A 21,471-nucleotide genomic window follows, 5' to 3' on the forward strand; every position below is an offset into this window, starting at 1 on the left:
GAGCTTCTGACGCCACACGCGTTTTCCATCGCCTGGTTTTCCGCGCTCGACTGACGCGGCTCCCGGTATGTGTCCGGCCCATTGGTGGCCGGTCGTGATCTGCCTGACGACAGGTGCATTGCATGATTTCGCTCAACCGTTCCTCCTTGGCCGCCCTGGCCAGCACCTCCCTGTTCGTGCTGCTGTGGAGCAGCGCCGCCATCATCAGCAAGTGGGGCCTGGCCCATGCTTCGCCGATGGTCTTCCTCATCGCCCGCTTCGGCACCGCGCTGGTGGCGCTGCTGATCCTCTCGCCGCTGATCGGCCTGCGCTGGCCGCGCGAGCACAAGCAGGTGCGCCACGCCGTGCTCACCGGCCTGGTGATGCTGGGCATCTACCCGATCTTCTACCTGATGGCGCTGGACCTGCACGTCACCCCCGGCGTCATCGCCACCGTTCTGGGCGTGCAGCCGATGCTGACCAGTTTCCTGCTCGAACGCCGGCATTCAGCGCCGCGACTGGGCGGCCTCGCGCTGGGGCTGATCGGGCTGGTGATGGTGGTCTACCAGAGCATAGGGCTGTCGGGCCTGACCTTCGCCGGGCTGGCCTGCTGCCTGCTGGCGCTGCTGTCGATCACCGGCGGCTCGATCCTGCAGAAGAACATCCGCGAGAACCCGCTGGGGACCCTGCCCCTGCAGTACCTGGCCGGGCTCGCGCTGTGCGCCGCCGTCGCGCCCTTCCAGCCGCTGCACGTGGAGTGGAACGCGGCGTTCATCCTCAGCGCGCTGTGGATGGGCCTGATGGTCTCGGTGCTGGCCACCGTGCTGCTGTACCGGATGATCGCGGCGGGCAACCTGGTCAATGTCACCAGCCTGTTCTACCTGGTGCCGGCGGTTACGGCACTGATGGACTACGCGGTGTTCGGGAATCGCCTGTCCGCCCTCGGCCTGCTGGGCATGGGGCTTATCGTGGTGGGGTTGATGCTGGTGTTCCGCCAGGCAGCTCCGGCAAGGGACGCCGGGGCGGTGAAGGCTGTGGATAACTGACAGTCCTGCGTGGAGCTTGCTCCCTCTCCCCAGCCCTGGCTAAGCGCCCCGCTCCGAAGGGAGAGCAAGCAGTTCGGAGTATGAGGATAGCTCGACGCTCTCCGGAGGCAGAGGACAGTCCCCTCTCCCTCCGGGAGAGGGCTAAGGTGAGGGCAACCCGTTGCGCTGAAATCAAACGATTTCAGGCTCTCACCCCGCCGCCTCTATCTTCGGCTGCGGCGCCGGACGCAGCACCAGCCATAGCGCCAGGGCAATCAGCACGCCACCCTGCAGGTGCGCCCAGGACAGCGATTCATCCAGCAGCAGCACGCCCCAGAACACGCCAAACGGCGGAATCAGGAAGGTCACCGTCATGGTCTTCAGCGGGCCGATGCTGGCCAACAGGCGGAAGTACAGGACATAGGCGAAGGACGTGCAGAGGAAGCCCAAGCCAGCCAGCGCCAGCAGGATCTTCGGCTCAGCCAGCGGCGCGAGCGGCATGTCCAGGCTGGTGCCGAAGAAGAACGGCAGCAGACACAGGGTTGCGCCCGTCTGGCTGCCCAGGGCAGAGACGGCGAAGTCCAGGCCGCCCTGGTCGTTGATCCAGCGCTTGGTGAAATAGCCGGCAAAACCGTAGCAGGTCGTCGCCACCAGGCAGGCGGCGGCGCCCCAGAGCACCTGGGAGTCGAAGGGCACGGGGCCGGCGCGGGTCAGCACCGCTACGCCGGCCAACCCCAGCAGCACGCCGAGCGCCTTGCCGCCGGTAAGCGCCTCACCGAAGAACAGCGAACCGATCAGCACGCCCATCAGCGGCGTGGTGGCGTTGAAGATCGCCGAATACCCCGCCGGCAAAAACTGCGCCGCCAGGCTGTACATCAGGACTGGGATACCGGAGGCGATCACGCCGATCAGCAGAATGCGCATGAGTTTGCCGCGAAAATCCCAGCGGGTGCGCAGGGCCAGCATGATCACGACCAGCCCGACTGCCGACAACACGACACGGAAGAACGCCGTTGGCATCACGCCAATGGTAGGCACCAGTTGGCGCATGAACAGGAAGCTGGCGCCCCAGATGGCGGCCAGCCCGAACATATTCAGCAGAGCAGCGGGATTCATCGCGAAAAGCTCCAGGGCAGGTAAGCCACCAGCCTACGCCGGTGGCAGACACCATCCATCCATAGCTGACTTTCAAAGTCCACTGTCAGAGGCGGCGCAGGCGGGCCATGCTCAGCACGTCGGCGTAAATACCGTCGCGTAGGGCGAATTCGCGCAGCGTTCCTTCCACCTCGAAACCGAACTTGCGGTACAGCGCGACGGCCGGCGCATTGTCGGTGTAGACGGTCAGCTCGACGCGACGCAGGCCCATCCAGTTGTCGGCCACTTCCATCAGTTCAGCCAGCAGTCGCGTGCCAACTCCCCGCCCCTGCCAGGCTACGGCGACACCCATGCCGATGCTGCCGCATTGGCTACGACGCACGCGGGGGAACTGTTCGAGGCTGGCACTGCCGATCACCTGGTCCTGGTGCATTGCCATCAGCGTGACGCGGCGCTCGTCATCCAGCACCAGTCGTTTGCGCCACAGCTCCGGCGCCTGGTACGGCATCTGCAGCACCTGGCGGGCGACCGCCGGATCGTTGTAGAGGGCCGCGAGACCGTTGATGTGCTGCTCGGTACAACGCTCGATGCGAAAGTCTTCCATTGTGTGCCAGCTCCTTGCCGATGGACTTTTCCAGGGCTCTTTATCCAAGAGCGCGGCCGGCCAGCATACGCGTTAATTTCACGGGAAAGCGCCACGATCCTCCAGCGAAATCGCCCTTTCCCTCACCGTTCCCCATGGCTAAGCTCGCTGCACCAGAACCCAGCAGAGGCTCTCCCATGGCTCAGCACTGGCCGGCGACCGAGATCGCCACCCTGATCCTCGAAGGCTTCGACGACTACCGCGCGAAGTTCCACCAGATCACCGCCGGAGCACCCGCGCGTTTCGAACAGGCGCAGTGGCAAGAGGCCCAGCGCGCCTCCGCCGAACGCATCGAGCTGTACGAGGAAATGGTTGCCGAGACCGTGGGCAGACTGACCCGCGCGATGGCCGGCATCGACCTGGTGGACGTGGAGCGCTGGCCCATTGCCAAGAGTGCCTACATCACCCTGATCGACCCGCGCCTGGACGATGAGTTGGCGGAAACCTGGTTCAACTCGATCTTCTGCGGCCTGTTCAGCCACGACAACATCAGCGACGGCACGATGTTCGTACACACCACCCGGCCCTCGCTGCGCGCCCATACGCGCGACCCGCACACCCGCATCTACCGCCCCGGCGGCAAGCTGCGCCAGGCGCTGGAAAGCATCTTCGACGACTACCGTTTCGCCGTGGACTACGACGACCGCGAGCGCGACCTGCAGCGTATGGACAGCCTGCTGCACGCCAACCTGCCGGACTGGGTGTGCAAGGACCCGACCCTGACCATCGAACTGATCGGCTCGGTGTTCTACCGCAACAAGGGCGCCTACCTGGTGGGCCGCCTGTTCACCCCGGAAGAGCAGTGGCCGCTGGTGTTCCCGCTGGTGCACCACGAAGGGCGCGGCATCCAGTTCGACACGGTGATCACCGATGAGGCGGAAGTCTCGATCATCTTCTCCTTCACCCGCTCCTACTTCATGGTCGACGCGCCGGTGCCGGCGGAGATGGTCGCCTTCCTCAAGCGTCTGCTGCCGGGCAAGCACATCGCCGAGCTGTACACCTCCATCGGTTTCTACAAGCAAGGCAAGAGCGAGTTCTACCGCGCACTGATCAATCACCTGGCGACCACCGACGACCGCTTCGTCATGGCCCCTGGCGTGCGCGGCATGGTCATGAGCGTGTTCACCCTGCCGGGCTTCAACACCGTGTTCAAGATCATCAAGGACAACTTCAACCCGGCCAAGACCGTGGACCACGCCACGGTGATCCAGAAGTACCAGCTGGTGAAGAACCACGACCGCGTCGGGCGCCTGGCCGACACCCAGCAGTTCGCCGACTTCCGCTTCCCGGTGCGCAAGTTCGACCCCGACTGCCTCGCCGAACTGCTGGACGTCGCACCCTCCACCGTGAAGCTGGAAGGCGACGTGGTCCTGATCCGCCACTGCTGGACCGAACGCCGCATGACCCCGCTGAACATCTATCTGGAGCACGCCACGCCGGCGCAGGTGGAGGAAGCGCTGAAGGACTACGGGCTGGCGATCAAGCAACTGGCGGCGGCGAACATCTTCCCCGGCGACATGCTGCTGAAGAACTTCGGCGTCACCCGTCATGGCCGCGTGGTGTTCTACGACTACGACGAAATCTGCTACCTCACCGAAGTGCACTTCCGGCACATCCCGCCGGCGCGCTACGAGGAAGACGAGATGTCCTCCGAGCCCTGGTACTCGGTGGGGCCGATGGATGTATTCCCCGAGGAGTTCCCGCGCTTCCTGTTCGTCGACCTGAAGCTGCGCCGGCAGTTCGCCAAGCTGCACGGCAACCTGTTCGACGCGGACTACTGGAAGGGACTGCAGGAGCAGATTCGCGCGGGGAAAGTGATCGACGTGTTCCCCTACCGCCGCCACGAATCGCCGGAGGAAGCATTGGGGCGTCAGGCCAACCTGTAGGAGCGAGCTTGCTCGCGAACAACGGCATCCCACCTGACATCGACACGTCGGGCTGATACCGGTTCGCGAGCAAGCTCGCTCCTACGAAGAGCCGTCGAGGTTCAGTTCCAGTGCCGACGCGAAGCGCGGCGGTTGTCTCCCAGGCCGACCAAAGCTGCCAGCGAAGCCATCAGCACCTCGGCGATCCACGCCAGCAGCAGCCCGCCGGCCAGCGCCCAGCCAATAGCCTCGGGCTCCAGCACCACCTGGTAGCGGTAGTTCTCGTAGGTTTCCTGCAGCAGCTCGTGGTTCGGGGCCGTGACCATGTGCAGCGCGCGCTGGTACCATGAGCCCTGCAGGGCCTGCCACTCGTTCTCGAACAGCTGGGCACGGCGCATCAGACGCTCGATGTTGTCCGCATCACGCTGGAATACCGGGTCGGCACTACCGCGGTAATGTGCCACCAGGGCACTCAGGTCACCCTTGAAGAACTGCCCCGATGTGTCCTTGAAGCCCTGCAGCGCTTGGGTAGCCTCGATGCGATGGGCGTCGACGCGTTGTGCGTAATCCTTGATGAAGCCCGGCACCTGGACGGCGACCATCAGCCCCAGTGCAAACAGCACCATGCGTACGTAGCTGCGCAACATTCTTTTCCCCTTCGTTCTTATGGATGTGCAAGGCGACGCCGGATTCTCCCGTTTGCCGCACCGGCATTCCGGGAATGCTTCACGTCCCGATCAGATGCGCCCCTGGGTGACGATCTCGCCACGCCACCAGAGCATCCATTCGCCGCCCTGCATCAGGGTCCAGTTTTCGTTGTCGGTCAGCGGCTCGGTGGCGATCACCGTCACCACATCGTTGGGTGTGGTTTCCGACTGGAAGTCCACCGTCACGTCGGCATCACGCAGGCGTGCCGGGCCGAATGGCGCGCGGCGGGTGATCCAGGCCAGCTTGGTGCTGCAGAAGGTGAACAGCCAGTCGCCATCGCTGAGCAGGCAGTTGAACACGCCCTTCTCGCGATAGGAGGCGCAGGCGGTGACCAGGGTGGGCAGCAGCACCTCCACCGGCACGGGCTCGGGGAAGGCACGGCGCACGCGGTTGAGCAGGTCGCAGAAGGCCGCTTCGCTGTCGGTGTCGCCCACCGCGCGGTACAGACCGGATTCGGGATGGAAGTCGGCGAGCTGGCCGTTGTGGGCGAAGGTCCAGTAGCGCCCGCCCATTTCGCGCACGAACGGGTGGGTGTTGGACAGGCAGACCTTGCCGACGTTGGCCTGGCGGATGTGGCCGATCACCGCCTCGCTCTTGATCGGATAGCGCTGCACCAGCCGCGCGACTTCCGAATCGACGCTGGCGGACGGGTCCTGGAACAGCCGCACACCGCGCCCTTCATAGAAGGCGATACCCCAGCCGTCGCGGTGCGGGCCGGTGCCGCCGCCGCGCTGCATCAGCCCGGTGAAGCTGAATACGATGTCCGTCGGGACGTTGGCGCTCATGCCGAGCAACTCGCACATGAATCAGTTCTCCTCCATCAGTGCCTCGCGCAGCTGATGCAGCTCGCGTTCCAGGCGATTCTGCATTCTTTTCCGCCCCAGCGGCAGGAACCGCGTGAGCGCGCGTAGCAGCAGGGCCGGCAGGTCGTTCAGCTCACGCGGGATCAGGTGCAGATGAAAATGTTCGACGTGCTGGTTGGCCGCGGGGCCGTCGTTGACCAGCAGGTTGATGCCGACCCGCCCGTAGCCGGCACGGCGCAGCACGCGCTCCATGCGCTCGGCCAGCGGGATCAGGTCCTGCTGCGCCGCTTCGGATAGTTGGTGCAGGAAGGTCGCGTGCTCGCGAGCCACCAGCAGCAGGTGCGCGGGGCGCAGCGGGTAGATGTCCAGCAGCACGATGAAATGATCGTCTTCGTAGAGGATACGGGCCGGCACGCGACCGGCCGCGATGGCACAGAACACGCAGTCCATGGGAACTCCTCGAAAGGCCGTTCAGTTCATGCTGGACGCGTGCGGGGCAGGACGCAAGGTCGGTCTACAGGCGCGGTTCGATCCGCGCGCGGTTGTCGCGGCGCTCGCTTGGGTGGGCGTCCACGCCCTCGACCAGCTCAGGCTGCATCAGCTGGCGCAGGGTCGGCTCGTCTTCCGCTTCCTTGTCCTGGCGGCGCTTCTTCAGCGAACGCTCCAGCGGCCAGCGGATCAGCACGAACAGCAGGTACAGGCCGAACGCGGCGAGCAGCACCAGGGCGAGGTCGGAGACGGCGCGCCAGGCGTTGTTGCCGACCTTGAACACCACGTCCAGCGCGGTGATGGCGATCGCCGGGGCGTACAGGTTGTTCGCCGGGTCCACCGGGGTCGGGGTGAACAGCAGGACGATGACGATCACCCGCAGGGGTTCGCGCAGCCAGCGCCACATCCAGCCGGTCATCAGAAACCAGACCAGGGTCAGGCCAAGGCCGGCGGCGATATAGGCGCCCCAGGCAAGCGTGTAATCGTGTTCGTTCATGCGCGTGCGTGCGGTGTCGACAGAGGGGTGCGTATGATAGCTGCTTTTCCCCATGGGTGCGCAGCCGGGCGTCATCCATGCCGTCCCCGAGGAATCGCCATGACCGACCGACAGCCCCCCATCGCCCGCCGCGAGGCCGCCGCCGATCCCTACGCCTGGCTGGAAAACCGCGACGCCGAGGACGTCCTCGACTACCTGAAAGCAGAAAATGCCTACCTAGAAGATCGACTTCATCCTCAGACGAAACTGCGCGAAACCCTGTTCCAGGAGATCAAGGGCCGGATCCGCGAGACCGACCTGTCGCTACCCACGCCTTGGGGGCCCTGGCTCTACTACCAGCGCACCACCGCTGGCGACGAGTACCCGCGCCACTATCGCAGCCCGCGCCCGGCCGATGGTTCGCTGACTGTCGAGGAGAGCACCGAGCAGTTGCTGCTAGACCCGAACGAGCTGGCCGGCGACGGCTTCCTGTCGGTCGGTGCCTTCAGCATCAGCCCCGATCATTCGAAGCTGGCCTACAGCCTGGATACCAGCGGGGACGAGATCTACACCCTCTACGTGAAGGAATTGGCTGACGGCAGCGTCACCACCCTGCCCTTCGACGACTGCGATGGCAGCCTCACCTGGGCCAACGACAACCGCACCCTGTTCTTCGGTGAGCTGGACGACACCCACCGCCCGCACAAGCTCTATCGCCACCGTCTGGGCGAGAGCGGCGCGCAGCTGATCTTCGAGGAGCCCGACGGGCGCTTCTTCCTCAACTGCTACCGCGCCAGCTCCGAGCGCCAACTGATTCTGCTGCTGAACAGCAAGACCACCAGCGAAGCCTGGGTGCTGGACGCCAGTAAGCCCGAGGGCGAGTTCGTCTGCCTGGCGCCGCGCGAAGAAGGCCACGAGTACTATCCGGACCACGGCCGCCTGAACGATGACTGGGCCTGGCTGATCCGCAGCAACCAGACCGGCATCAACTTCGCCCTCTACCATGCAAGCGAAGCGCAGCCGACCCGCGCGCACTGGTTCGAGCTGGTGGCGCACCGCGACGACGTGATGCTCGAAGGCCTGACCCTGAGCGCCAGCGCCCTGACCCTGAGCCTGCGCGAAGGCGGCCTGCCAATCGTCGAAGTGCACCCGCACGGCCAGCCGACGCACCGAGTCGACCTGCCGGACGCCGCCTACAACCTCTACGTGCAGGACAGCCTGGAATTCGACAGCGTGGTGATCCGCCTGCGCTACGAAGCGCTCAACCGACCGGCGCAGATTCGCCAGCTGGACCTCGCCAGCGGCGAACAGAAAGTCCTCAAGCAGACCCCGGTTGAAGGTCCGTTCGACGCCGACGCCTACGAAAGCCGCCGTCTCTGGGCCGATGCGCCTGACGGCGTGCAGGTGCCGATCAGTCTGGTCGGCCGCCGCGAGGTACTGGAAGACATCGCCCGTGGCAAGCCCGCGCCGCTCTACCTCTATGGCTACGGCGCCTACGGCGAGAGCCTCGACCCCTGGTTCTCCCACGCCCGCCTGAGCCTGTTGGAGCGCGGCTTCGTCTTCGCCATCGCCCACGTGCGTGGCGGCGGCGAGTTGGGCGAAGCCTGGTACCGCGCCGGCAAGCTGGAGCAAAAGCAGAACACCTTCAGCGACTTCATCGCCTGTGCCGAACACCTGCTCAGCCACGGCTACAGCACCCCGGCGCAGCTGGCGATCAGCGGCGGCAGCGCCGGCGGCCTGCTGATCGGTGCGGTGCTCAACCAGCGCCCGCAGCTGTTCGCCGCAGCCATCGCCGAAGTGCCCTTCGTCGACGTGCTCAACAGCATGCTCAACCCCGACCTGCCGCTGACCGTCACCGAGTACGACGAGTGGGGCAACCCGCAGGAGCCGGACGTCTACGCCCGCATCCGCGCCTACGCGCCCTATGAGAACGTCAGCGCGCAGGACTACCCCGCCCTGCTGGTGGTCGCCGGCTACAACGACAGCCGCGTGCAGTACTGGGAAGCCGCGAAGTGGGTGGCCAAGTTGCGCGTCAGCAAGACCGACGAGCACCTGCTGCTGCTCAAGACCGACCTGGGCGCCGGCCACGGCGGCATGAGCGGCCGCTACCAAGGCCTGAAGGACGTGGCGCTGGAGTACGCCTTCCTGTTCAAGGTGCTGGGCATCGAAGGCAACGCCTGATGCTCTACACCTGCCCGTGCTGCGGCTACTTCAGTTTCGGCGACCCTCCGGGGTCGTACGAAATCTGCGAAATCTGCTTCTGGGAAGACGATCACCTGCAGCTCTGCTTCCCCGACGCACGCGGCGGCGCCAATGCGGTGAGCCTGATCGAAGCGCAGGTCAACTTCGTGCAATGGGGTGCCTGCGAACGGCGCCTGCGCGCCCAGGTGCGCCCGGCGACCATCGATGAGGTAAAGGATGACCGCTGGTTCCCGCTTTGGGAAAAGCGCGTGGAGCTGGCGGACGAGGAAGCGCCGCTGGCCGGCGAAGAAGCCTGCTACTGGCTGCGCGGCTGACGCGAGGATCAGCCGGCGCGGAAGATCAGGTGCTCTTCCCAGTCGTCTTCAGGCACCGAGCCCTCGGCGAGCATGCGGCCGGACTGGGAGATACGCTCGTGGTGCACCGCGTCCCGATCACCGCAGACGAGGTGGTGCCACAGCGGCAGGTCCTTGCCCTCGGACACCAGGCGATAGCCGCAGGTCGGCGGCAGCCACTGGAACTCGTCGGCCTGCGCCGGGGTGAGCTGGATACAGTCCGGGACGCTGGCGCGGCGGTTGGCGTAGTCGGTGCAGCGGCAGGTCTTCAGGTCCAACAGCTTGCAGGCGATGCGCGTGTAGTAGACGGCACCGTCATCTTCGTCTTCCAGCTTCTGCAGGCAGCACAGGCCGCAGCCGTCACACAGCGATTCCCACTCTTCCTGATCGAGTTGGTCGAGGGTCTTGCGTTTCCAGAAGGGTTCGACTTTGGCGGCCATTTTTTGGTCAGGGGCAATTTCACGGGGCGCAAAGTCTAAGCCCGCCGCGACCGCAGGCCAAGCGCAGGCGACCATTGACCGTGCAACGCTTGCCAGAGCGGGCCGCGCTGGTTAGTTTGATCGCCCCACGGGCCCGTTCCGCTTGCCTTCTACCAGCGCCGCGAGAACCGCCAACCGCCCGATCCCACCGCGATGCCCGGCCGACCACGGCACCATCGGCAGATTCCACGCCCCTCAAGGAGCCACCATGAGCGCCAACCCTCGCGTTTCCGAGCACCCGATCGACCCGCAGTTCATCAATCGCTGGTCGCCCCGCGCCTTCAACGGCGAAGCCATTCCCGAAGCCACCCTGCTGAGCTTTATCGAGGCCGCGCGCTGGGCGCCGTCCTCCTTCAACTCGCAGCCCTGGCGCTTCCTCTTCGCCCTGCGCGACACGCCAAACTGGCAGCGTTACCTGAACCTGCTGGGCGAGTTCAATCGCGGCTGGGCGCAGCACGCCTCGGCGCTGGTGGTGGTGCTGTCCAAGACCACCTTCGCCCCGCCCGGCTCCAGCGAAGAAAAACCGGCCCTGTGGCACAGCTTCGACACCGGCTCCGCCTGGGGCTTCCTCGCCCTGCAGGCAAGCCTGGCGGGCTGGCACACCCACGGCATGGCCGGCTTCGACCGCGAACTCGCGCGCACCGAACTGAAGGTCCCGGCGGACCATGAAATCCACGCGGTGATCGCCATCGGCAAGCAGGGAGACAAGTCGATCCTCGCCGAGAGCCTTCAGGCCCGCGAAGTGCCCAATACCCGCCGCCCGCTGGCGGAGATCGTCGCCGAGGGTGACTTCTCGCTCTGATGCCGAATGTAGGAGCGAGCTTGCTCGCGAACTTGCACGGCACGGAACTATGCGGTTCGCGAGCAAGCTCGCTCCTACAGAAAAGCAAAAAGAAAAAAGCCCCGGATGGGGCCTTTTTTCATGTCCGCAGCGGTCAGTAACCGCGGGAGAAATCCACTTCTCCGCGCATGGCCTGCCCCGCCCAGAAGCGCGTTAGGTTGTCGCGGAACAGGTCGATCAGCAGGCTGGGCAACGTCGGCGCGGCGGTATGACCGGTCAGCAGCAGGCGCGGCGTATGCCAGAACGGGTGCGAAGTCGGCAGTGGCTCCTGGCGGCAGACGTCGATCACCGCGCCGGCCAGCTGATTGGCTTCCAGCGCCGCAACCAGATCCTCGTCCACAACCGAAGTGCCACGCCCGGCGTTGAGGAACAGCGCAGTAGGCTTCATCCGCTGGAACAGCGCGAGGTTGAATATATCCGCGGTTTCCGGCGTATCAGGCAGCAGGTTGATCACGTAGTCCGCGGTCTCGGCCAGACGCGGCAGGTCATCCAGCCCGCCCATGCGGCCGAAGGGCACCAACGAACGCGGGGTCTTCGCGACGCCCACCAACTCCACGCCGAAGGGCGCCAGCATGTGCGCCACGGCCTGGCCGATCTCGCCGGTGCCGACGATGAGAATCTGCCGGCCACTCAGGCTGCCCGGCGCGCGGTCGTCCCATTGCACGCCGACCTGGCTGGCCAGACGGCCGAGGAACTGGCGTTCGTGGGCAAGCATGTAGGTGAGCAGGTATTCGGTCATGACCTGGCCGAAGATGCCGACGGCGCGGGTCAGGGCGTAGTCCTTGGGCAGGTCGTCGGCCAGCAGCGGGGTGATGCCCGCCCAGCTCGACTGGATCCATACCGGGTGCACGCCCTGGCGCAGCAATTGCGCGGCCAGGGTCGGCTCAGCCAGCCACACGGGGCATTCGGCCGCCGCTTCCACAAGGGTGTCGGGATTATGGCCGGAGATCACCGTCAACCGGGGTTCGGCCGCCATCAGCAGGGCGGCGTAGAGGGCGTGTTCGCGATCGAGTACGAGCAGGCGCATGATCAGGCCTTTCGCTTCGAACGGTGGAGCATTTCCGGCTGGCGCATCTGGACTCGCTTCAAGGGAGCTTCCCTGGGGAAATCGTCGTCAGTTCTAGGGAAGTCAGGCGGCTATAGACACAGCCAGAGACCAAGCGTTCCGCTCCGTTGAACCCTTTTTACCCCTGCATAATGCGCTCAGGCCGCATATTTGCACAGTGCCAGCACTGGGCGAATACGCGGCCTGAAGGGAGTGACGATGCGGTCTCGATCAGACCGGGTCGTTCCGTCGCAGCAGTTCCTCGGGGAGGTGCTGGATGTATTCCTCCTCCGCCGGCGGCATCTGCAGGTGAAAACCTTGCTTCTCGATGTTTTCCAGCACCACGTTGATGTCTTCCCGGGCCAGCTGGCGCTCGGGGCTAAGGACCAGGTCGAAGGCATGCTGCGGCGCGCCGAAGGCGACGAGCAGCGCCTCGGGCACGCGGCTGAGGGCTTCGCGCTTGTCGACGTACAGGTACATCTCGTTCTTGCGCGGACTCTTGTAGATGGAGCAGATGCGTTTCATGTCGGTTCTTTCCGCGTTTGGAGTGGGCAGCGTATAAGGAGGGGGCCGCGTTATTCAGGGGTCTGGGCAGACAGGCTGTCCAGCAGAGCCTGCCCCATCAGCTCGCGGCGCCAGCCTTGCAGCGAATCGGGGAGGTGGTAAGGGCCGTCGGGCCAGCCGGTTTTGAGCAGGGCTTCGAGAATCTTCTTGCGCAGCATCAGCTCCGGCGCCATTTCCAGGCGCTCAGCTTCCTTCTGGCCGACTTCACGCAGCTTCTTCAGTACCGGGGTGATCTCGCGCGGCAGCGGCTCGGGCAGAGGCTGCGGCCAGACCGCTTCGGGGAGCTTCGCCGCGTGGGCGATCAGTGCGATCAGGGTGTCGCCGTCCTGGCGCACGGTGCGCGGGTGCATGTCGTCGATGCGCGCCAGGGCGACCTTGTCGGCCGGCTGGAAGCGCGCCAGTGGCCACAGGGTGTGCTCGCGCAGAATGTGGTTGCGCGGCTTGTTGCGCAACCGCGCCTGTTCCTCACGCCAGACACAGAGCTCACGCAGTACGGCCAGTTGCGGGCGATTGAGCTTCCACGCCAGCTTGACGTCGAGGTAGGCCTCCTGCGGGTCGCTGACGCGGCTCTGGTTGTTGGTCAGGTCCGTGCCGTCGGCCAGCAGCCATTGCAGCTTCTCGTCGCTCAGGCGCGGCGCGAGCTTCACGTAGACCTCGGCCAGGTGCTGCACGTCCTCGGCGGCGTAGCGCACCTGCATGTCGGTCAGCGGGCGTTGCAGCCAGTCGGAGCGGGTTTCGTCCTTGGGCAGGTCGAGTCCGAGGATTTCCAGCACCAGCTTGGAGTAGCCCATGGAATGCGGCATGCCCAGGTAGGCGGCGGCCAGCTGGGTGTCGAACAGCGGCTGAGGCAGGCTGCCGGTCAGGCGCTGGAAGACCTCCAGGTCTTCGCCGCAGGCATGGAACACCTTGACCACCAGCGGCGACTCCAACACGGCAGCGAACGGCGACCAGTCGCGGATCAGCAGCGGGTCGATCAGCCACACACCACGGCCGTCGCCCACCTGCACCAGGCCGGCGGCCGGGTAGAAGGTATCGACACGCATGAACTCGGTATCGAGCGCGAGGTACGGCAATTCTTTCCAGTCCTGGCACTTGCGCTCCAGGGCGGCATCGTCGCGAATCCACTGTATGTCGAGGACGGTCACGAACATCTCCTTCGTTTCGGTGCGCGCAGTATATAGAGATGCAGGATGTGCGAGCATTCCGCTCGGCTATCGGTCTGTGACAACTGCATGGCAATCTCTACGCTTTGCCCCGCCCACAACAACAAGAAGGCAGCTTGCGCATGAAAAAGCTTCTCGGACTGGTCGTCCTGCTGGCCGCAGCCGTTGCGGTCTACCTGGCGCTCACGCCCAGCCCCATCGATCCGCTGGCCTGGACGCCGCCCAAGGCGCCACCGATGACCGGCGTGATGGAACCCAACGACACGCTGATGAAAGCCGAACTGCTCGCCCAGGGCCAGATCGTCGGCCCCGAAGACACCGCCGTGGACAGCCAGGGCCGGGTTTTCGCCGGGCTGGATGACGGGCGCATCGTGCGCATCGGTGCCGACGGTAAGGCGGAAACCTTCGTCGAGACCGGCGGCCGCCCGCTGGGCCTGGCGTTCGACAAGAGCGGCAACCTGATCGTCGCCGACGCCTGGAAGGGCCTGCTGGCGGTCGATCCACAGGGCAAGATCCGCGTGCTGACCGATTCGGCCGACGGCGTTCCCTTCGCCTTCACCGATGACCTGGACATTGCCAGCGATGGCCGCATCTACTTCAGCGACGCATCCAGCCGCTTCCACCAGCCTGACTACATCCTCGACCTGCTCGAAGCGCGCCCCCACGGCCGCCTGCTGCGCTACGACCCGGCCACCGGCAAGACCGAAACCCTGCTCAAGGACCTGTACTTCGCCAACGGCGTGGCGCTGTCACAGAACGAGGACTTCGTGCTGGTCAACGAAACCTACCGCTACCGCATCACCCGTTACTGGCTCAAGGGCGAGAAGGCTGGTCAGCACGAGGTCTTCATCGAAAACCTGCCGGGCCTGCCGGACAACCTCGCCAGCGACCGCAGCGGCACCTTCTGGGTCGCCCTGCCCTCGCCGCGAAAGGCCGATGCCGACATGATCCAGCAGTTGCCCTGGCTGAAGCGCCAGCTCACCAAGCTGCCGCGCGCCGTGCTGCCCAAGCCAGTGCCCTACGGCTTGGTGATCCAGTTGAACGAGAAAGGCGAGATCGTCCGCAGCCTGCATGACACCAGCGGCCAGCACCTGCGCATGGTGACTTCGGCCAAACCGGTGAATGGCGTGCTCTACCTGGGCAGCCTGGAGAACGACCGCATCGGCCGGCTGCCGATCCACTGAAGGACGCCGGTTCCCAGGACGCTTCAGGCCGGCGCCTGCTCCTTCAGGGCAGGCGCCGATGCGGGCGCTGCGGCAGGTTCCAGCAACTCCAGCATGCGCTCGCGCGCCTCGGCCATCAGCGCATCGACGCCACGTTCGGTGAACTGGGTGGAGTCGATCGGCGCGCCGACATGCACTTCCACCGGCATACCGAGGTTCAGCTTCAGCCCGCCAGCCGGCAGCAATTGCTGGATGCCGCGAATGGCCACCGGAACGATGATCGCGTCGGTCTGCTGGGCCAGGCGGAAACACCCCTTCTTGAACGGCTGCAGCTTGCCATCCTTGGAGCGCGTGCCCTCGGGCGCAGCCCAGAGCACGATGCCGCTTTCCATCATCTCCCGCGCCTTCGCCAGGTCGGCCATGGCCTGGTGACGGTTGTGCCGGTCGATGGACGGGAACTCCGCCGCGCGCATAGCCGCGCCCCAAACCGGCACGGCGAACAGCTCGCGCTTGGCCAACATGCGGATCGAACCGGGCATGGTCACGAAGATCGCCGGGATGTCGTAGAAGCTGGAATGGGTACAGAGGATCATGTAGCGACGACCATCGCCGAAGTCCGGCACCTCGCCGTGGCGACTCAGGCGCGCACCGGTCAGGCGCAGTAGGCTGCCGGACCAGTCGCGGGTGAAACCGTCGACCTTGGCGCGGCGCAGCCGGCCGATGGCGCCCAACGCCAGGACCCGGACGCTGTAGCCCAGGGTGATCAGAACGGTCGCCAAACCCACCAGGGCGACGCGCAGCGGGCCCGCCTTGCGCGGTGCCGATTGCTGGTCGTGCATGTTCGCCAACTCCCACCAACTTTTCATCGTACAAGCCTTATGATGCGCCTCAGCCCCGTCACGACACAGGAACGCGCCCATGACCCAAGCCCGCCTGCTCACGCCCGAGCAACTGGCCGCCCGCCTCGATGACCCGAATCTCGTCCTGCTCGACTGCCGTTTCGCTCTCGAAGACCCGGCCTACGGTGCCCGCAGCTACCAGGAAAACCACATCCCCGGCGCGCACTTCGCCGACCTCAACCGGGACCTTTCCTCCCCGGTGATTCCGGGTGTCACAGGCCGCCATCCGCTGCCCGATCCGCTGCATCTGCAGGAACATCTGCGCGCCTGGGGCCTGAACGACGACAGCGAAGTGGTGCTGTATGACGACGGCCCCGGCGCCTTCGCTGCCCGTGCCTGGTGGCTGCTGCTGTGGCTGGGCAAGAGCGAGGGCGTGTACCTGCTCGATGGCGGCCTGACCGCTTGGCGCAATGCCGGCCTGCGCCTGACCACTGCCGAAACGCCGCTGCGTCCGGGCGACTTCAAAGGCGAGCCGGACAACAACCTGCTGATCAGCGCAAGTGAACTGGCCGCGAAACTCGGCTCTGCCGAACTGCCACTGATCGATGCCCGCGGCCTGCCGCGCTTCCGTGGCGAGATCGAACCCATCGACCCGGTCGCCGGACACATTCCCGGTGCCCAGTGCGCAGCCTTTACCGACAACCTCGGCAACGACGGCCGCTTCCTGCGCCCGGAGCACCTGCACCAGCGCTTCGCCGGGCTGCTGCGCGGACGTTCGGCTGAAGATCTGGTGGCCTACTGCGGCTCCGGCGTCACCGCCTGCCATAACCTGTTTGCCCTGAGCCTGGCGGGCTACCCGCTGGGTCGCCTGTACGCCGGCTCCTGGAGCGAATGGATCACCGATGCCCGCCGCCCGGTGGCCAAGGGCGACTGATCACCCCGCTCTGGCGGAAAAAACGGAAGGCGCTTCACACCAACGCCTTCCGTTCCTATGGATAGGTGTCAGGGCATCGGTCAGACTCGTGCCCATTCTTCAAAGGAGTGATCCCATGCCTTCGCGCATCCGCCAAACCCTGCTCGCCAGCCTGCTGTTCGGCCTGTGCAGCGCCACCCCGCTCTACGCCGCCGCACTGGAAGCAACGCCCTGCGACATCCAGGACCAGTGGTCCGACCTCTACGGCGAAGACCTGGTGAAAGCCGCCAAGGCCGGCCACGCCAGCGCCCAGTACAGCCTCGGCTTGGAATACGACTCCGGCAGTGACGAATACGACCAGGACTACGAGAAAGCCGCCTACTGGTACGAGAAGGCCGCCAAGCAGGGCCACGCCTGCGCCCAGTACAACCTCGGCAATGCCTACGATAATGGCGATGGCGTCGAACAGGACTCGGCCAAGGCGGTGTACTGGTACCAGAAAGCCGTCGACCAGGGCGACAAGGATGCCCAGTACAACCTCGCGATCATGTACGAGAACGGCACCGGCGTGACCCGCAGCTACAAGAAGGCCTTTGCTCTCTATCTGCTGTCCGCCGAACAGGGCGATGTGGATGCCGAGTACGAGGTAGGCGAAAGCTACGCCAAGGGTCGCGGCGTGGCGAAGAATCCCGCACAGGCCCGCGCCTGGTACCAGAAGGCAGCGGACCAGGGCCACGAAGAGGCCGAGGAAAAGCTCTCTGCGATGCCGGAGTTACCGCCGAGCATCTAATCGCCAGAAGGAATATGAACGAAAACTGCGCCGACGAAACAGTTTAAAAACAGGCCTTTACATCATCTTCATCGCACTACACTTCAATTCGAGCGGCTAAGTCCGCTTCCGGCGGGGCCGAGGATAATCATCAGAAGCTGCCAAGACGCCCAGCCCCGCCGGTCATTGATGACGAGGATGTCATGGGTATCGCCGCGAATGATCTTTGCCAGTATGTGATTCGCCCCACCCTGCACTATCTGGGGCGTCACAGTGTCGCGGCCGAATCGCTGCTGCTGGGGGCAGCGGCCTGTCAGTCGGCGCTGGGGAGCGCCCTCGATGACAGCCATGGCCACGGGCTGTATCGCATTGGTGATCAACAGCACCAGACGGTCTGGGATGGATTCCTGGCGCTGGACCCCGAGCTGGCCAGCCGCGTGCGAGGGCTGGCCAGCCAGCATGCCTTCCTCGACGCACCGCATCTCGAACTCACAGTCAACCTGCGCTACAGCACCGCCATCGCCTGGATGCTCGTGGAGGCGGAGCACCTGCCCCTGCCGCTCACAGGCGACCCCATGGAACTGGCCCGCGTCTGGCGCCAGGTATTCCACCCTCACGGCCGGCTTCACGACTTCGTCGACGCTTGGCACAGCTACGTCGGAAATTTCAGTCGAGTCGCGTAGGACTTTTTAACGTGACCAGTCGGTCAGAAATTATTTACATACAGCGACGAACGGCCATCATTCAGATGGAACGCTTGTTTGAGCCCGAAAGCCCAAGGTAGAGCGCCTGCCCACCACTACCCAAGACCCGGGAATCTTGGTAGCTTGCGCGCCGATAAACACAGGAGTTGCTCTTACAATGAAAACAACATGGCTCAAGACTACCCTCGCACTGACCATCAGCGCTGCCTCCGCTCAGGTGCTTGCCAACGGCATCGCCATCAACGAGCAGAGCGCCAGCGGCGCCGGTACCGCCTACGCGGGCCGCGCTTCCTCGGCATTGGACGCCAGCACCATCTACGGCAACCCTGCCGGCATTTCCAAGCTCAAGCGAACTGAAGTCAGCGGCGGTCTGGCCGTGGTGTCCGCCAAGGACGACATCAGCGACGCCCACAGCACTGCCTCGGGCTCCAACAAGGGCGACTCCGTCCCGATTGCTGCCGTTCCCTTCGGTTACTTCTCCACTCCGCTGGACGACAAGGTCAGCGTCGGCCTGGGCGTGTACGTGCCCTACGGCATCATCAACGACTACGAAAGTGGCTTCCAGGGCCGTTCCCACGGTTCCTACAGCAAAGTCCAGGTGATCACTGTCCAGCCGACCATCAGCTACAAGTTCAACGACGTGGTGGCTGTCGGCTTCGGCCCGACCATCAACCGCATCGACGGCAAGCTGGAAAACTACCTGAACACCGGCGCGCTGAACGGCGCTCTGGGCGGCAACGGTGACGACACCAAGATCAGCATCAAGGGCGACGACACCGCTGCCGGCTTCAACGTCGGCGTCCTGGTGACCCCGACCGAGAGCACCTCCATCGGCGCCACCTACCACTCCAAAGTCAAGTACAAGCTCGACGGCCATACCACCGTGTCCAACTCGCCGGCAGGCCTGTTCGACTCGCGCATGGACGCCAGTCTGGACATCACCCTGCCCGAGTCCCTGGACCTGTCGATCACCCAGAAGCTGGATGACCGCTGGACCGTCTACGGCGGCACCACCTGGACGCGCTGGAGCCGTTTGAAGTCCATCGAGGTGCAGAACACCGGCGCCCCGCTGGCCGCTTTCGACACCATCGGCGAAGACCTGAGCTGGCATGACACTTGGTCCGCTGCGATTGGTACCTCCTACCAGTTCAACGACCAATGGGTCCTGCGTACCGGCTTCGCCTACGATCCATCGCCGACCACCAATGAGCACCGCAACGTGCGCATCCCAGTGGGCGACCGCAAGATCTTCACCCTGGGCGCCGGCTACTCGCCTAACGCCGACATGACCTTCGACGTGGCCTACGCCTACCTGTGGGAATCCACCGCCGGCGTGAACCAGCCCGACGGCCAGGAACTGGCAGGCCTGCAACTGCAGCCGGCCTACAGCGCCAAGTACGACAACAGCGCCCACGGCCTGACCGCGCAGATGACCTATCGCTTCTGATAGCGTCTGCGCCATGAAAAAGCCGGGCAGATGCCCGGCTTTTTCTTGCCCGTTATTTTGCGAGAGGGCCGCTCAGGCAGCCTCGTCAGGCGTCGCGTGCTCGCGGCAGATCAATTCGCCTTCGTGCGCTGCCAGTCTTTCGCCCGTCAGCCCGCAGAGCGCACCGTCATCCAGCTTCTGATGGAAGCGACAGGTGCGGCACAGGCCGAACCCCGGCACGTTCTCCTGGCGTTGCACGGTCGCTAGCAGTTCTCGCAGTAGCTCGACCAGCAAGGCGCTGCGCTCCCCCAGCGCCTCTTCGGCGCGACGCAAGAATACCGGCGGCACCAGCGTATCGATCAGCCCCCGCCCCTCCTGTGTCAGTTCCAGGTGCACGCTGCGGCGATCCAGGGCGTCCGGGCGCTTCTCGATCAACCCTTTGGCCTCCAAAGCCTTGAGCGATTGGGACACCGTGCCCTTGGTCAGCCCGAGGAAATCCGTTACCCCCAGCGGCGTATTCGAATAACGGTTGCAACGCGCCAGGTAGTTCAGCGCGCTCAGCTGGATCGGCTGCAACTCCGCCATCAGCGGCTGCTCGCGCGCCCAGGCGCGCATCAGGCTAGCGATGCGTTCGAGGTAGTCGAACAGGGTCGTATCGGTCATGGGCTGATCCCTCCGATAGATAGTATCGATCAAAAACCAGTTTGACAGAAGGTCATTTTCAGCCGCAGACTGAAACAGTATCGATTCGATACTTAATTAATCAGGAGAAGGACCATGAGCAAAGCCGTTTACTACCATGCTGGCTGCCCCGTTTGCGTCGAAGCCGAGCGCTCCCTGCTGCCCTTACTGAACCGCGAAATCGAAGTGGTGCACCTGGGCGAGCAGTCGCCACGCGTGGCCGAAGCCGAGGCGGCCGGGGTCAAATCCGTACCGGCACTGGTGGTCGATGGGCAGGTGCTGCACCTGAACTTCGGCGCCGCCCTGGTGGACCTGAAATAGGCCGGGCGGCATGAGCGACTACCAGCCATTGCACTGCGATCTCCATGACTTTCTGGAGATCGCCTGCCTCTATCGCTACTGGCTGCGTCTGGAACTGCGTGACGGCCTGGTGTTCGACGCCCAGGCCTTCACAACGCATACGCGAAGGAACGCGGGCGGAGTGCTGGAAGAGTTTCTCGAAGTGCGCGTGGACGATGCCAGCCGGGAACTCCGGCTGGACCGTCTGCACGCCATTACGCCCTTGTCGACGCAGGCGCTGTTCGGAAGGGTGGAGCTGGATGCCGCCGGCTGAGCGACTGCACCGACCTCACCACATGAGGTCGTCGGGCACCACGTAATCCTTGTACGGATCGTCTTCGTCCGGCTCGCCGCTGGGCTCGCTGAGGACGATGATGCGGCGCTCGTCGCGCTCCTGGATACGTAGCGCGGCATCGCGCGGCACGATCTCGTAGCGACCGTCATAGCTGACGATGGCCAGGCTTCCGCGGCTGAGCTTGTCGCGGAGCATGTCGTTGACCGCAATACGCTTGACCTTCTTGTTGTCGACGAAGTTGTAGTAATCGTCCGACTCCAGTTTCGGCAGGCGCGTGCCTTCGATCAATTGCTTGATCTGCGCGGCCTTGGCCTTCTTTTCGGCCTTCTCCTGCTGCTGGCGGTTCAGCTCGGCGTCGCGGGCCTGCTTCTCGGCCTGGGCCTGCAGGGCCGCCTGACGCTGGCTGTCGTCCTTGGCCACCTGGTTCTTGTGTTCCAGGCGCTGTTGCTTCTGCTTCTGCTTGCCGGCCTGTTTGGCCTGCTTCTCGTTGACCAGCCCAGCTTTCAGCAACTGGTCACGCAATGACATGCTCATGAATCGAGGCTCTCCAACAGCCCATATTGATGCAGGACAACTCCCAGACCAACGCATAGGTGCGGCGGGATCGTCCTCAGGGGGTATAATCCTCGGGCCT

The 21,471-nt window shown here is 64.8% G+C and carries 25 protein-coding genes; 12 read left to right on the forward strand and 13 right to left on the reverse strand.

What is annotated here, in order from left to right; translation table 11 throughout:
* Window positions 1–122: 122 nt before the first annotated feature.
* The gene (locus ACIPK7_RS01040) at window positions 123–1,025 is read left to right on the forward strand and encodes a DMT family transporter (protein ID WP_401084541.1); all 903 of its coding nucleotides are present in this window, start codon (window positions 123–125) and stop codon (window positions 1,023–1,025) included.
* A gap of 189 nt (window positions 1,026–1,214) precedes the next feature.
* On the opposite strand, the gene ACIPK7_RS01045 is transcribed toward ACIPK7_RS01040, so the two are convergent.
* Together ACIPK7_RS01045 and ACIPK7_RS01050 are read right to left on the reverse strand one after the other, a co-directional pair.
* A complete protein-coding gene (locus ACIPK7_RS01045; RefSeq protein ID WP_401084544.1) occupies window positions 1,215–2,120 on the reverse strand; it encodes a DMT family transporter in 906 nt (301 codons plus the stop codon).
* An 85-nt stretch (window positions 2,121–2,205) separates the two neighbouring features.
* Window positions 2,206–2,703 carry a GNAT family N-acetyltransferase gene (locus ACIPK7_RS01050; protein ID WP_401084547.1) on the reverse strand — a complete coding sequence of 166 codons (498 nt, stop codon included), beginning with the start codon at window positions 2,701–2,703 and terminating at the stop codon, window positions 2,206–2,208.
* Between the two features lie 176 nt (window positions 2,704–2,879).
* Here ACIPK7_RS01050 and aceK point away from each other — a divergent pair, with 176 nt between their 5' ends.
* Window positions 2,880–4,628 carry a bifunctional isocitrate dehydrogenase kinase/phosphatase gene (gene aceK / locus ACIPK7_RS01055; RefSeq protein WP_401084550.1) on the forward strand — a complete coding sequence of 583 codons (1,749 nt, stop codon included), beginning with the start codon at window positions 2,880–2,882 and terminating at the stop codon, window positions 4,626–4,628.
* Between the two features lie 101 nt (window positions 4,629–4,729).
* Here aceK and ACIPK7_RS01060 read toward each other — a convergent pair whose 3' ends face one another.
* From ACIPK7_RS01060 to ACIPK7_RS01075, 4 genes are all read right to left on the reverse strand, one after another.
* Window positions 4,730–5,254 (reverse strand): DUF2937 family protein, encoded by a 525-nt coding sequence (locus ACIPK7_RS01060; RefSeq protein ID WP_045212366.1) that lies wholly within the window; start codon window positions 5,252–5,254, stop codon window positions 4,730–4,732.
* Between the two features lie 90 nt (window positions 5,255–5,344).
* The gene (locus ACIPK7_RS01065) at window positions 5,345–6,118 is read right to left on the reverse strand and encodes a class II glutamine amidotransferase (RefSeq protein ID WP_192430368.1); all 774 of its coding nucleotides are present in this window, start codon (window positions 6,116–6,118) and stop codon (window positions 5,345–5,347) included.
* Window positions 6,119–6,121: 3 nt separating this feature from the next.
* The gene (locus ACIPK7_RS01070; protein ID WP_401084554.1) at window positions 6,122–6,568 is read right to left on the reverse strand and encodes an HIT family protein; all 447 of its coding nucleotides are present in this window, start codon (window positions 6,566–6,568) and stop codon (window positions 6,122–6,124) included.
* A gap of 64 nt (window positions 6,569–6,632) precedes the next feature.
* Complete coding sequence (locus tag ACIPK7_RS01075) at window positions 6,633–7,103, reverse strand: hypothetical protein (RefSeq protein WP_017518502.1); 471 nt, start codon at window positions 7,101–7,103, stop codon at window positions 6,633–6,635.
* Window positions 7,104–7,202: 99 nt separating this feature from the next.
* On the opposite strand from ACIPK7_RS01075, the gene ACIPK7_RS01080 reads away from it, so the two are divergent.
* Both ACIPK7_RS01080 and ACIPK7_RS01085 read left to right on the forward strand, forming a co-directional pair.
* Complete coding sequence (locus ACIPK7_RS01080) at window positions 7,203–9,263, forward strand: S9 family peptidase (RefSeq protein WP_401084557.1); 2,061 nt, start codon at window positions 7,203–7,205, stop codon at window positions 9,261–9,263.
* Window positions 9,263–9,598: a CPCC family cysteine-rich protein gene (locus ACIPK7_RS01085; protein ID WP_401084560.1), complete on the forward strand. Its 336-nt coding sequence runs from the start codon at window positions 9,263–9,265 to the stop codon at window positions 9,596–9,598. The genes ACIPK7_RS01080 and ACIPK7_RS01085 overlap by 1 nt, the downstream gene beginning before the upstream one ends.
* A gap of 8 nt (window positions 9,599–9,606) precedes the next feature.
* Here the strand turns inward: ACIPK7_RS01085 and ACIPK7_RS01090 are convergent, their stop codons facing one another.
* Window positions 9,607–10,056, reverse strand: coding sequence for a YcgN family cysteine cluster protein (locus ACIPK7_RS01090; RefSeq protein WP_192430372.1), 450 nt, complete (start codon window positions 10,054–10,056; stop codon window positions 9,607–9,609).
* A 247-nt stretch (window positions 10,057–10,303) separates the two neighbouring features.
* Between ACIPK7_RS01090 and ACIPK7_RS01095 the strand changes: the two genes are divergently transcribed.
* Window positions 10,304–10,897: a nitroreductase family protein gene (locus ACIPK7_RS01095; protein ID WP_401084563.1), complete on the forward strand. Its 594-nt coding sequence runs from the start codon at window positions 10,304–10,306 to the stop codon at window positions 10,895–10,897.
* A 133-nt stretch (window positions 10,898–11,030) separates the two neighbouring features.
* Here the strand turns inward: ACIPK7_RS01095 and ACIPK7_RS01100 are convergent, their stop codons facing one another.
* The 3 genes from ACIPK7_RS01100 to rnd all read right to left on the reverse strand — a co-directional run bounded on the left by ACIPK7_RS01100 (window position 11,031) and on the right by rnd (window position 13,696).
* Window positions 11,031–11,963: a D-2-hydroxyacid dehydrogenase gene (locus ACIPK7_RS01100; protein WP_192430374.1), complete on the reverse strand. Its 933-nt coding sequence runs from the start codon at window positions 11,961–11,963 to the stop codon at window positions 11,031–11,033.
* A 249-nt stretch (window positions 11,964–12,212) separates the two neighbouring features.
* Window positions 12,213–12,506, reverse strand: coding sequence for a YcgL domain-containing protein (locus ACIPK7_RS01105; RefSeq protein ID WP_045212389.1), 294 nt, complete (start codon window positions 12,504–12,506; stop codon window positions 12,213–12,215).
* A 50-nt stretch (window positions 12,507–12,556) separates the two neighbouring features.
* Entirely contained in the window at window positions 12,557–13,696 is a 1,140-nt protein-coding gene (rnd, locus tag ACIPK7_RS01110; RefSeq protein WP_401084566.1) for a ribonuclease D, read from the reverse strand.
* A gap of 134 nt (window positions 13,697–13,830) precedes the next feature.
* On the opposite strand from rnd, the gene ACIPK7_RS01115 reads away from it, so the two are divergent.
* The gene (locus ACIPK7_RS01115; RefSeq protein ID WP_401084569.1) at window positions 13,831–14,892 is read left to right on the forward strand and encodes an SMP-30/gluconolactonase/LRE family protein; all 1,062 of its coding nucleotides are present in this window, start codon (window positions 13,831–13,833) and stop codon (window positions 14,890–14,892) included.
* Window positions 14,893–14,915: 23 nt separating this feature from the next.
* Here the strand turns inward: ACIPK7_RS01115 and ACIPK7_RS01120 are convergent, their stop codons facing one another.
* Window positions 14,916–15,710, reverse strand: coding sequence for a lysophospholipid acyltransferase family protein (locus ACIPK7_RS01120; protein ID WP_401085560.1), 795 nt, complete (start codon window positions 15,708–15,710; stop codon window positions 14,916–14,918).
* Between the two features lie 79 nt (window positions 15,711–15,789).
* Between ACIPK7_RS01120 and ACIPK7_RS01125 the strand changes: the two genes are divergently transcribed.
* The 4 genes from ACIPK7_RS01125 (at window position 15,790) to ACIPK7_RS01140 (ending at window position 19,543) form a co-directional block, all read left to right on the forward strand.
* A complete protein-coding gene (locus ACIPK7_RS01125; RefSeq protein ID WP_401084572.1) occupies window positions 15,790–16,644 on the forward strand; it encodes a sulfurtransferase in 855 nt (284 codons plus the stop codon).
* Between the two features lie 115 nt (window positions 16,645–16,759).
* A complete protein-coding gene (locus ACIPK7_RS01130; protein ID WP_192430378.1) occupies window positions 16,760–17,413 on the forward strand; it encodes a tetratricopeptide repeat protein in 654 nt (217 codons plus the stop codon).
* Between the two features lie 182 nt (window positions 17,414–17,595).
* Window positions 17,596–18,075, forward strand: a complete 480-nt coding sequence (locus ACIPK7_RS01135) for a hypothetical protein (protein WP_192430379.1) — start codon at window positions 17,596–17,598, stop codon at window positions 18,073–18,075.
* A 178-nt stretch (window positions 18,076–18,253) separates the two neighbouring features.
* The gene (locus tag ACIPK7_RS01140; RefSeq protein ID WP_192430380.1) at window positions 18,254–19,543 is read left to right on the forward strand and encodes an outer membrane protein transport protein; all 1,290 of its coding nucleotides are present in this window, start codon (window positions 18,254–18,256) and stop codon (window positions 19,541–19,543) included.
* Window positions 19,544–19,615: 72 nt separating this feature from the next.
* Here the strand turns inward: ACIPK7_RS01140 and ACIPK7_RS01145 are convergent, their stop codons facing one another.
* The gene (locus ACIPK7_RS01145) at window positions 19,616–20,185 is read right to left on the reverse strand and encodes a MarR family winged helix-turn-helix transcriptional regulator (protein ID WP_192430381.1); all 570 of its coding nucleotides are present in this window, start codon (window positions 20,183–20,185) and stop codon (window positions 19,616–19,618) included.
* A gap of 114 nt (window positions 20,186–20,299) precedes the next feature.
* Here ACIPK7_RS01145 and ACIPK7_RS01150 point away from each other — a divergent pair, with 114 nt between their 5' ends.
* Both ACIPK7_RS01150 and ACIPK7_RS01155 read left to right on the forward strand, forming a co-directional pair.
* Window positions 20,300–20,524, forward strand: a complete 225-nt coding sequence (locus ACIPK7_RS01150) for a thioredoxin family protein (RefSeq protein ID WP_192430382.1) — start codon at window positions 20,300–20,302, stop codon at window positions 20,522–20,524.
* A gap of 10 nt (window positions 20,525–20,534) precedes the next feature.
* Window positions 20,535–20,816, forward strand: a complete 282-nt coding sequence (locus ACIPK7_RS01155) for a Rho-binding antiterminator (RefSeq protein ID WP_401084577.1) — start codon at window positions 20,535–20,537, stop codon at window positions 20,814–20,816.
* Window positions 20,817–20,831: 15 nt separating this feature from the next.
* Here the strand turns inward: ACIPK7_RS01155 and ACIPK7_RS01160 are convergent, their stop codons facing one another.
* Window positions 20,832–21,371: a DUF2058 domain-containing protein gene (locus tag ACIPK7_RS01160; RefSeq protein WP_192430384.1), complete on the reverse strand. Its 540-nt coding sequence runs from the start codon at window positions 21,369–21,371 to the stop codon at window positions 20,832–20,834.
* Between the last annotated feature and the right edge of the window lie 100 nt (window positions 21,372–21,471).

The sequence above is a fragment of the Pseudomonas sp. NPDC086581 genome (genome assembly GCF_044746165.1).
Classification (GTDB): domain Bacteria; phylum Pseudomonadota; class Gammaproteobacteria; order Pseudomonadales; family Pseudomonadaceae; genus Pseudomonas.

Excerpts from the sequence above, each read along its gene's own strand:
- ACIPK7_RS01045 (WP_401084544.1), bottom strand. The coding sequence starts at position 2,120 with ATGAATCCCGCTGCTCTGCTGAATATGTTCGGGCTGGCCGCCATCTGG.
- ACIPK7_RS01060 (WP_045212366.1), bottom strand. The coding sequence starts at position 5,254 with ATGTTGCGCAGCTACGTACGCATGGTGCTGTTTGCACTGGGGCTGATG.
- ACIPK7_RS01100 (WP_192430374.1), bottom strand. The coding sequence starts at position 11,963 with ATGCGCCTGCTCGTACTCGATCGCGAACACGCCCTCTACGCCGCCCTG.
- ACIPK7_RS01160 (WP_192430384.1), bottom strand. The coding sequence starts at position 21,371 with ATGAGCATGTCATTGCGTGACCAGTTGCTGAAAGCTGGGCTGGTCAAC.
- ACIPK7_RS01040 (WP_401084541.1), top strand. The coding sequence starts at position 123 with ATGATTTCGCTCAACCGTTCCTCCTTGGCCGCCCTGGCCAGCACCTCC.
- ACIPK7_RS01090 (WP_192430372.1), bottom strand. The coding sequence starts at position 10,056 with ATGGCCGCCAAAGTCGAACCCTTCTGGAAACGCAAGACCCTCGACCAA.
- ACIPK7_RS01155 (WP_401084577.1), top strand. The coding sequence starts at position 20,535 with ATGAGCGACTACCAGCCATTGCACTGCGATCTCCATGACTTTCTGGAG.
- ACIPK7_RS01065 (WP_192430368.1), bottom strand. The coding sequence starts at position 6,118 with ATGTGCGAGTTGCTCGGCATGAGCGCCAACGTCCCGACGGACATCGTA.
- ACIPK7_RS01135 (WP_192430379.1), top strand. The coding sequence starts at position 17,596 with ATGGGTATCGCCGCGAATGATCTTTGCCAGTATGTGATTCGCCCCACC.
- ACIPK7_RS01075 (WP_017518502.1), bottom strand. The coding sequence starts at position 7,103 with ATGAACGAACACGATTACACGCTTGCCTGGGGCGCCTATATCGCCGCC.
- ACIPK7_RS01105 (WP_045212389.1), bottom strand. The coding sequence starts at position 12,506 with ATGAAACGCATCTGCTCCATCTACAAGAGTCCGCGCAAGAACGAGATG.
- ACIPK7_RS01085 (WP_401084560.1), top strand. The coding sequence starts at position 9,263 with ATGCTCTACACCTGCCCGTGCTGCGGCTACTTCAGTTTCGGCGACCCT.
- ACIPK7_RS01120 (WP_401085560.1), bottom strand. The coding sequence starts at position 15,710 with ATGCACGACCAGCAATCGGCACCGCGCAAGGCGGGCCCGCTGCGCGTC.
- ACIPK7_RS01080 (WP_401084557.1), top strand. The coding sequence starts at position 7,203 with ATGACCGACCGACAGCCCCCCATCGCCCGCCGCGAGGCCGCCGCCGAT.
- ACIPK7_RS01150 (WP_192430382.1), top strand. The coding sequence starts at position 20,300 with ATGAGCAAAGCCGTTTACTACCATGCTGGCTGCCCCGTTTGCGTCGAA.
- ACIPK7_RS01095 (WP_401084563.1), top strand. The coding sequence starts at position 10,304 with ATGAGCGCCAACCCTCGCGTTTCCGAGCACCCGATCGACCCGCAGTTC.
- ACIPK7_RS01125 (WP_401084572.1), top strand. The coding sequence starts at position 15,790 with ATGACCCAAGCCCGCCTGCTCACGCCCGAGCAACTGGCCGCCCGCCTC.
- ACIPK7_RS01115 (WP_401084569.1), top strand. The coding sequence starts at position 13,831 with ATGAAAAAGCTTCTCGGACTGGTCGTCCTGCTGGCCGCAGCCGTTGCG.
- ACIPK7_RS01130 (WP_192430378.1), top strand. The coding sequence starts at position 16,760 with ATGCCTTCGCGCATCCGCCAAACCCTGCTCGCCAGCCTGCTGTTCGGC.
- ACIPK7_RS01070 (WP_401084554.1), bottom strand. The coding sequence starts at position 6,568 with ATGGACTGCGTGTTCTGTGCCATCGCGGCCGGTCGCGTGCCGGCCCGT.
- rnd (WP_401084566.1), bottom strand. The coding sequence starts at position 13,696 with ATGTTCGTGACCGTCCTCGACATACAGTGGATTCGCGACGATGCCGCC.
- ACIPK7_RS01140 (WP_192430380.1), top strand. The coding sequence starts at position 18,254 with ATGAAAACAACATGGCTCAAGACTACCCTCGCACTGACCATCAGCGCT.
- ACIPK7_RS01145 (WP_192430381.1), bottom strand. The coding sequence starts at position 20,185 with ATGACCGATACGACCCTGTTCGACTACCTCGAACGCATCGCTAGCCTG.
- aceK (WP_401084550.1), top strand. The coding sequence starts at position 2,880 with ATGGCTCAGCACTGGCCGGCGACCGAGATCGCCACCCTGATCCTCGAA.
- ACIPK7_RS01050 (WP_401084547.1), bottom strand. The coding sequence starts at position 2,703 with ATGGAAGACTTTCGCATCGAGCGTTGTACCGAGCAGCACATCAACGGT.